At 71.7% G+C, this 7,167-nt stretch carries 7 protein-coding genes; 4 read left to right on the forward strand and 3 right to left on the reverse strand.

Features of this window, described 5'->3' with window-relative positions; genetic code table 11:
• The first annotated feature begins 5 nt into the window (after positions 1-5).
• From ACTWQF_RS22465 to mscL, 3 genes are all read left to right on the forward strand, one after another.
• Positions 6-842, forward strand: a complete 837-nt coding sequence (locus ACTWQF_RS22465; protein ID WP_443281412.1) for an S-methyl-5'-thioadenosine phosphorylase — start codon at positions 6-8, stop codon at positions 840-842.
• A gap of 241 nt (positions 843-1,083) precedes the next feature.
• Positions 1,084-1,566 carry a hypothetical protein gene (locus ACTWQF_RS22470; protein ID WP_443281413.1) on the forward strand — a complete coding sequence of 161 codons (483 nt, stop codon included), beginning with the start codon at positions 1,084-1,086 and terminating at the stop codon, positions 1,564-1,566.
• A 174-nt stretch (positions 1,567-1,740) separates the two neighbouring features.
• Positions 1,741-2,295: a large conductance mechanosensitive channel protein MscL gene (gene mscL / locus ACTWQF_RS22475; RefSeq protein ID WP_443281415.1), complete on the forward strand. Its 555-nt coding sequence runs from the start codon at positions 1,741-1,743 to the stop codon at positions 2,293-2,295.
• A 163-nt stretch (positions 2,296-2,458) separates the two neighbouring features.
• Here mscL and ACTWQF_RS22480 read toward each other — a convergent pair whose 3' ends face one another.
• Positions 2,459-2,659, reverse strand: coding sequence for a hypothetical protein (locus ACTWQF_RS22480; RefSeq protein WP_443281416.1), 201 nt, complete (start codon positions 2,657-2,659; stop codon positions 2,459-2,461).
• Between the two features lie 47 nt (positions 2,660-2,706).
• Between ACTWQF_RS22480 and ACTWQF_RS22485 the strand changes: the two genes are divergently transcribed.
• Positions 2,707-3,858 carry a P1 family peptidase gene (locus tag ACTWQF_RS22485; protein WP_443281417.1) on the forward strand — a complete coding sequence of 384 codons (1,152 nt, stop codon included), beginning with the start codon at positions 2,707-2,709 and terminating at the stop codon, positions 3,856-3,858.
• A 152-nt stretch (positions 3,859-4,010) separates the two neighbouring features.
• On the opposite strand, the gene ACTWQF_RS22490 is transcribed toward ACTWQF_RS22485, so the two are convergent.
• Both ACTWQF_RS22490 and pfkB read right to left on the reverse strand, forming a co-directional pair.
• A complete protein-coding gene (locus tag ACTWQF_RS22490; RefSeq protein WP_443281418.1) occupies positions 4,011-6,140 on the reverse strand; it encodes a fructose-specific PTS transporter subunit EIIC in 2,130 nt (709 codons plus the stop codon).
• Positions 6,137-7,105: a 1-phosphofructokinase gene (pfkB, locus tag ACTWQF_RS22495; protein WP_443281430.1), complete on the reverse strand. Its 969-nt coding sequence runs from the start codon at positions 7,103-7,105 to the stop codon at positions 6,137-6,139. Before pfkB ends, ACTWQF_RS22490 begins: the two co-directional genes overlap by 4 nt.
• Between the last annotated feature and the right edge of the window lie 62 nt (positions 7,106-7,167).

Here is a 7,167-nt window from a genome sequence, read left to right on the forward strand (position 1 = left end):
ACCGCATGAGCGAACAGGCAGAGATCGGTGTCATCGGCGGTTCCGGCTTCTACTCCTTCCTCGACGATGTGACCGAGATCACCGTCGAGACGCCCTACGGCCCGCCGAGCGATTCCCTCTTCCTGGGAGAGACCGGCGGCCGCCGAGTCGCCTTCCTCCCGCGCCATGGCCGCGGCCACCACCTGCCCCCGAACCGCATCAACTACCGAGCCAACCTCTGGGCGCTGCGCTCGGTGGGCGTACGGCAGATCATCGCGCCCTGCGCGGTCGGCGGTCTCCAGCCGCAGTACGGCCCCGGCACGCTCGTGGTGCCGGACCAGCTGGTGGACCGTACGAAGTCGCGGCAGCAGACCTTCTTCGACGGAGAGCGCCTCGCCGACGGCACCGTTCCGCAGGTCATCCACGTCGCCTTCGCCGACCCGTACTGCGAGGCCGGCCGCCAGGCCGCGTTGCGGGCTGCCCGGGGCCAGGGCTGGGAGGCGGTCGACGGCGGAACGATGTGCGTCATCGAAGGCCCTCGCTTCTCGACCCGCGCCGAGTCCCGCTGGCACGCGGCGCAGGGCTGGGCCGTCGTGGGCATGACCGGGCACCCGGAAGCGATCCTCGCCCGCGAGCTGGAGCTGTGCTACTCCTCGCTGGCCCTGGTCACGGACCTGGATGCGGGCGCCGAGGCCGGTGACGGTGTCTCCCACGAGGAGGTGCTGCGCGTCTTCGGCGAGAACATCGGACGGCTGCGCGAGGTGCTTTTCGACGCGGTACGCGAAATGCCCGCGGCGGACGAACGCAAGTGCGAGTGCGGGGCGGCGTTGGGCGGGCTGGAGCCCGGGATCACGCTGCCCTGACCGGGCGCGTCCCTCTCCCGGGTGACGGAGTTGTCCACAACTCCCCAGTCATCCACAGATTTTCGACGCCTTCAGCGGGATTTCGCCGAGGGGTTCACCGTAGTCACCGAAGGCCGTGACCAGGCGGTGCTTCTCCCTGTGATGGCTGGTGGTGAGCGTCGTGCCCCGATTTCGGAACCCGGTTCCCGAGCAGTCCCTTCCTCGTACGCGGCTGCGCGCCCCCGTTCCCGACTTCCCACCCGTGCGTACTGGACGGGACTCCCGCCGACTGCGGCGGGGGCTGGGGCGCCGCAGGGCCCTCGCGGCCGCGCTGGCCGCCTCGGCTGCAGGTCTCGCGGTCGGCGCCCCGGGCGGCGGTGCGGCAGATGACGGCGGCAGCGGTGGGTCCGGCGATCCCGGGGGACGGCGGGGCGCTGAGAGATCCGTCACGGAGCAGGGTGCACAGACGGCTCCCGTCTCCTCGCCGGTAAGGATCGCCGACCCTGCAACGGTCCGGCTGCTGAACCCCGGCGACAGGATCGATGTACTGGCGAGCACGTCCAAGAGCGCTTCCGCCCGGGTAGTGGCCACAAATGTCCGAGTGGCCCATGTGCCGAAGTACGGCGACACTGTCTCGGGCGGCGGAGCCGAGGGCGCGCTGATCGTTGTCGTCGTGCCCCGGCGCACAGCGGCAGCGCTGGCGGGCGCCGCGGCGAAGTCCCGGTTGGCGGTGACGCTGTGCTGAGCCGTCTCCTGCCTCTGCCGCGCCTGGGGCGCCAGGGTCGTATGCGCATGAACCACTGCGTTCGAGGGCAGGTGAGCCGCCGGTCCCGTTCGTGGGCGCTGTCCGCAGTGCCGTGTGCCCTCGGTCTCCCGCTCGCAGTCAGCATCGTCACTTGGTCCTGGAAGAGGAAGTCCGTTGAGCAACGACGCACCCGCACCCGAGAAGAAGGGCGTCCTGGCCGGCTTCAAGGAATTCCTGATGCGCGGCAACGTGGTCGAACTGGCCGTTGCCGTCGTCGTCGGAGCAGCCTTCAGCAAGATCGTCGACGCAATCGTCAACGGCTTCATCAACCCGCTGGTCGGTGCCATCGGGACCAAGGATCTGGACAAGTACCGCTCCTGCCTCAAGGGGCCTTGCGAAATCAGTCCCACGGGCGAGGTGACCAAGGGCATCACGATCCACTGGGGCCCTGTGCTCAGCGCCACGCTGACCTTCCTGATCACAGCGGCGGTCGTCTACTTCCTGATGATCCTGCCGATGAACAAGTTCAAGGAGCGCCAGCAGGCAAAGGCTGGCCCGGCGGAGGTGCCCAAGACCGAGGTCGAGCTGCTCACGGAGATCCGCGACGTGCTGCTCGCACAGCACGCGGGCCAGGATGGCTCCCCCGGCTCCCAGGACGGCTCCGGGCCGGCTGGTCCGGACGGCTCGGTCGGGCCGCAGCGCGGTGGTGGCGTCAGCACTCACAAGTAGCGCGGCAGTCCGCAGGAGGGGCGCAGCCCTCCCGGCCGGGCAGCGGGAACAGTGCTTGCCCGGGTGGCGGCATCGGCTCCTCCGCGGACGGCCGGACCGTGCGGAACTGGAAGCAGGCAGTCCGGAGCTGCGTGCGGATGTTGGGCGGGCTGCTGGTCCGGGCTCAGATGTGGTGGGGCGGCTTCTCTGCGAGGAAGCGGGCGAGGTCGGCGTTCGCTCCCCCGGACGCGCCGCCTGCCCCCTCGCCCCAGCCCTGGTCGGCGTCGTCAGAGGACGGGCGGCTCAGCGGGTCGTCGAAGACCAGCGAGGCCGCCGCATCACGCGGCGTTTCCGGCCGGAGTGAGGACTGCGGTTCGACGCTCATGGCTCAAGCGTACGGCCGTCGCAAGCGCCTGCTGGTATTGATGCTTCATGGACACTCACGACGCCCAGGGGCCGCGCCCCGCGCAGGAGCCGCCGACCGGTACTCGGGACGCGCTGACAGACGTGCTGGGCCTGCGCGTGGGCCACGCGCAGCGGACGGAGGAGGGCTGGCTGACCGGTACGACGGTGGTGCTGGCCCCGGAGGAGGGCGCCGTCGCGGGAGTGGACGCGCGGGGCGGGGCACCGGGAACGCGCGAGACGGACGCCCTGGACCCGCGGAACCTGGTCGAGCGCATCCACGCCGTCGTCCTCAGCGGGGGCAGCGCGTTCGGTCTGGACGCCGCCTCGGGCGTGATGAGCTGGCTGGAGGAGCAGGGCCGCGGCGTACAGGCGGGTTCCGATCCCTCGCAGGTGGTCCCGGTGGTCCCGGCAGCGGTCATCTTCGACCTGGGGCGCGGGGGGCGCTGGACCGCGCGGCCGGACGCGGCACTGGGTCGTCAGGCGGTGGAGGCGGCGGCCGCGACGGAGCCGGGCGCGCCGGTTGCGGAGGGCGGTGTGGGGGCCGGGACGGGAGCTGTTGTCGGCGGCCTCAAGGGCGGGATAGGCACGGCGAGCACCCGGTTGGCGTCGGGAGTGGTGGTCGGCGCTCTGGTGGTCCTCAATGCCGCAGGCTCGGCGACGGACCCGGCGACGGGCGTCCTCTACGGCGAACTGGCCGACGGCCTGCCGCACATCCCGTCCGAGGACGAGCATGCCGAGGCCGAGATGCTGCGCTCGGAAGCGAAGGAGGAAACCGCCAGACGGGCCGCGGGCACGCTACGGCCGGCCCTGAACACCACGCTGATAGTGCTCGGAACGGACGCGTGTCTCAGCCGTCCACAGGCACAGCGGCTGGCGGGCAGCGCGCACGACGGGCTGGCCAGGGCGGTGCGCCCGGCGCACCTGATGCACGACGGCGACACGGCCTTCGCGCTAGCCGTGTGCTCACACGAGCTGCGGGGCGGCGAATTCAACGAGGTGCTGGCCGCAGGCGCCGACGTGGTGGCCCGGGCCGTGGTGAAGGCGGTACGGGCCGCGGATGGTGTGGATGGGCCCGGCGGCGTCTTTCCCTCGTACACCGACCTCTACGGCCCCGCACTGTCCGGACCGGAAGGGGACAGCTCCCCGGAGGAGGACCCCGAGCACGGCGCCGGGGGCTGACGGGGCCGTGGCGCTGGGAGCCGGCGGGAGCACGGGGCTCGGAGGCGGCGGGACCACAGCGCCGTGAGGCGGAGGGAGCATCCGCCGGGGTGGCCCCGGCGACGGACCGCGGAACGGTGCCGCCGCCGGGTGGGCCGTCGGGTGGGACCGGCTCAGACGCTCGCCGGAATGCGGGCCTCGGCGCCGTCCTTCGCCCGAGTGGTCTCTACCTTCGGGGCCTGCTTTCGGGCGCCCTTGAGGAGGAGGGTCGTACCGGCCGTGACGACGGTTCCGGCCGCGATCGCGACGAGGTAGAGCAGCGGAGAGCCGATCAGCGGCACGACGAAGATGCCGCCGTGAGGCGCCCGCAGTGTGCTCCCGAAGGCCATCGAGAGCGCGCCGGTGACCGCTCCGCCCGCCATCGATGCGGGGATCACCCGCAGCGGATCGGCGGCGGCGAACGGAATCGCTCCCTCACTGATGAAGGAGGCTCCGAGCACCCAGGCGGCCTTGCCGTTCTCCCGTTCGGTCTTGGTGAAGAGGCTTCCGCGCACGGTCGTGGCAAGGGCCATGCCCAGGGGCGGCACCATTCCGGCTCCCATGGCGGCGGCCATCACCATCAGGCTGCCGTTGCCGGGGTCGGCGCTGGCGATGCCTCCGGTGGCGAAGGTATAGGCGACCTTGTTGACCGGCCCGCCCAGGTCGAAGCACATCATCAGGCCGATGAGCAGCCCGAGCAGGACGGCGTTGGTCCCGGTCAGCCCGCTGAGCCAGTCGGTCATGGCCTTCTGCGCGGTGGCGATCGGCTTGCCGACGACGACGAACATCAGCGCGCCGACGATCGCCGACGAGATCAGCGGGATGACGACGACCGGCATGATGCCGCGCAGTACGGCCGGGATGCTGACCTTCTGAATGGCCATCACGAGGCCACCCGCAAGCAGACCCGCCACCAGGCCGCCGAGGAAGCCCGCCTCGATCTGGACGGCGACGGCACCGCCCACGAAACCGGGCACGAGACCGGGCCGGTCGGCCATGCCGTAGGCGATGTATCCGGCGAGGACGGGCACGAGGAAGCCGAAGGCGAGCCCACCGATCTGGTTGAGCAAGGCGGCCCAGCTGTTGGCCTCGGTCCACACGAAGTGGTCGGCCACGGACTTGGCGTTGGCGACCTCGTACCCGCCGATGGCGAACGACAGGGCGATCAGCAGGCCGCCCGCGGCGACGAACGGAACCATGTAGCTGACGCCGGTCATCAGCCAGGTCCGCAGCCGGGTTCCGAACCCGTCTCCTTCCTCCGCGCCCTGGTCCATGGGGGCGGTGGCAGAGGACTTGGGCGCGGTCTCCCCGCGTGCGGCCTTGTTCCGCGCCTCCTGGAGGAGTTCGGCGGGACGGTTGATGGCGGCCTTGACCCCCACATCGACGGTGGGCTTGCCGGCGAAGCGTCCGCGCTCCCGTACTTCGACATCGTGGGCGAAGATCACGGCGTCGGCGGCGGCGATCACCGAGGGGTCGAGCCGGTGGAAACCGGCGGAGCCCTGGGTCTCCACCGTGATCACAGTGCTGGACGCGCTTTCCTCGGCCGCTCTCTCCAGGGATTCAGCGGCCATGTAGGTGTGGGCGATCCCGGTGGGGCAGGAGGTGACGGCCACGATCCGGAAGGGCTCGGAGGCCGGCGCCGCATCACCCCGGGTGCCGGGCTCCGGCGGCTGCGCCGACAGCTGCGTGGGATCAGGCCGCTCGGGCCCTGTCTCCGGATCCGCCGGCCGTGGCTCCGCCGCGCCGTGCGCCGACTCAGTGGTCTCGTTCGGCGTCTCGTTCGACGCCTCGGGCTGCTCTGCCGACGAGGGGGTCGCCGGGTCGGCGTCCCCGCGTATGAGCGCACCAGCCCGTTCCGGGTCCGCCACGGAGCGGAGAGCCTCGGTGAACTCGGGGTCGGCCAAGTGGCGGGCGAGCGAGGACAGGATGGTCAAGTGGTCGCTGTCCGCGCCGTCGGGGGCCGCGATCAGGAAGACGAGGTCCGCCGGACCGTCCGTGGCACCGAAATCGATGGGCGACCGCGGGCGGCCGAAGGCCAGCGTGGGTTCGGTGACGTGAGGGCTGCGGCAGTGGGGTATGCCGATGCCTCCTTCGAGGCCCGTCGGCATCTGTGCCTCGCGGGCCTCGACATCGGCGAGGAACCCTTCGAGGTCGGTGACGCGACCAAGCGACACCATCCGCTCTGCGAGCGAACGGGCGGCATCGGACTTTGTGGTGGCGGACAGATCGAGGTCGACCAGTTCCGCTGTGATCAACTGGCTCATCGGCCGGCTCCGTTGGCATCGGGGAGAAGGGGGAGGTCCAAGGGGACGTCGGTGGTCACGGTGACCGCTTCCGGACGGATGTCGCCCGGAGTGGGCATTTGGCTGCCGGGCAGCTGGACGGCGGCCGCGCCGTGTGCCACGGCCGAGACCAGCGCCTGGGCGCGGGCGCCGCCGGCCGTCAGAAAGCCCGCCAGCGAGGCGTCGCCCGCGCCCACATCGCTGCGGACGGTGGCGACGGGAGCGGTCGCGAAGTAGGTGCCAGTGGCGTCCACGAGGAGCTGTCCTGTGGCGCCGAGGCTGGCCAGTACCGCTCCCGCGCCCGCCGCCCGTACCTCGTCGGCTGCCTTGACGGCGTCCCCGACGGTGGTGAGGGGGCGGCCGACGGCCTCGGCGAGTTCGTCGGCGTTGGGCTTGACCACGTCGGGCTGTGCGGGGAGGGCTGCCGCGAGAGCGGGTCCTGAGGTGTCGAGCGCGACACGGACCCCGTTCTCGCGGGCCCGGGTGACGACTGCCGCGTACCACTCATGGGAGAGGCCGCGCGGAAGGCTGCCGCAGCACACGAGCCAGCGCGCCCTGCTCCTGGCGGCTTCGGCGGCCAGCGTGTCCAGGAGGGCCCGGGATTCGTCGGCGCCGATGTCGGGCCCAGCGGCATTGATCTTGGTCAGGGTGCCGTCCGGTTCGGCCAGGGAGATGTTGACGCGGGTCGAGCCCTGCACCGGTACGCCGGCCACCGCGATGCCGAGATCGCTGAGGAGTTGCGAGAGGAGGGCGCCTTCGGGGCCACCGACCGGGAGTACCGCGACTGTGGGGTGCCCCGCCGCGGCCACCGCGCGAGAGACGTTGACGCCCTTGCCGCCCGGGTCGACACGGTCGGCACCGGCCCGCAGTACGGCCCCGCGGTCAAGAGCCGGTATCTCGTACGTGCGGTCCAGGCTGGGATTGGGGGTGACGGTGAGGACGGTCATAGGGGGTCCAGAGGGTCGGGGCAGTACGCCGGAGCGTCGGCGGGAGGGACGGGGTGGGGGCG

The organism is Streptomyces sp. 8N114 (assembly GCF_052245835.1).
GTDB lineage: Bacteria > Actinomycetota > Actinomycetes > Streptomycetales > Streptomycetaceae > Streptomyces.

Bases quoted from the DNA above. Each gene is read 5' to 3' on its own strand.
- ACTWQF_RS22485 (WP_443281417.1), top strand. From the start codon at position 2,707: ATGGACACTCACGACGCCCAGGGGCCGCGCCCCGCGCAGGAGCCGCCG.
- ACTWQF_RS22465 (WP_443281412.1), top strand. From the start codon at position 6: ATGAGCGAACAGGCAGAGATCGGTGTCATCGGCGGTTCCGGCTTCTAC.
- ACTWQF_RS22480 (WP_443281416.1), bottom strand. From the start codon at position 2,659: ATGAGCGTCGAACCGCAGTCCTCACTCCGGCCGGAAACGCCGCGTGAT.
- ACTWQF_RS22490 (WP_443281418.1), bottom strand. From the start codon at position 6,140: ATGAGCCAGTTGATCACAGCGGAACTGGTCGACCTCGATCTGTCCGCC.
- pfkB (WP_443281430.1), bottom strand. From the start codon at position 7,105: ATGACCGTCCTCACCGTCACCCCCAATCCCAGCCTGGACCGCACGTAC.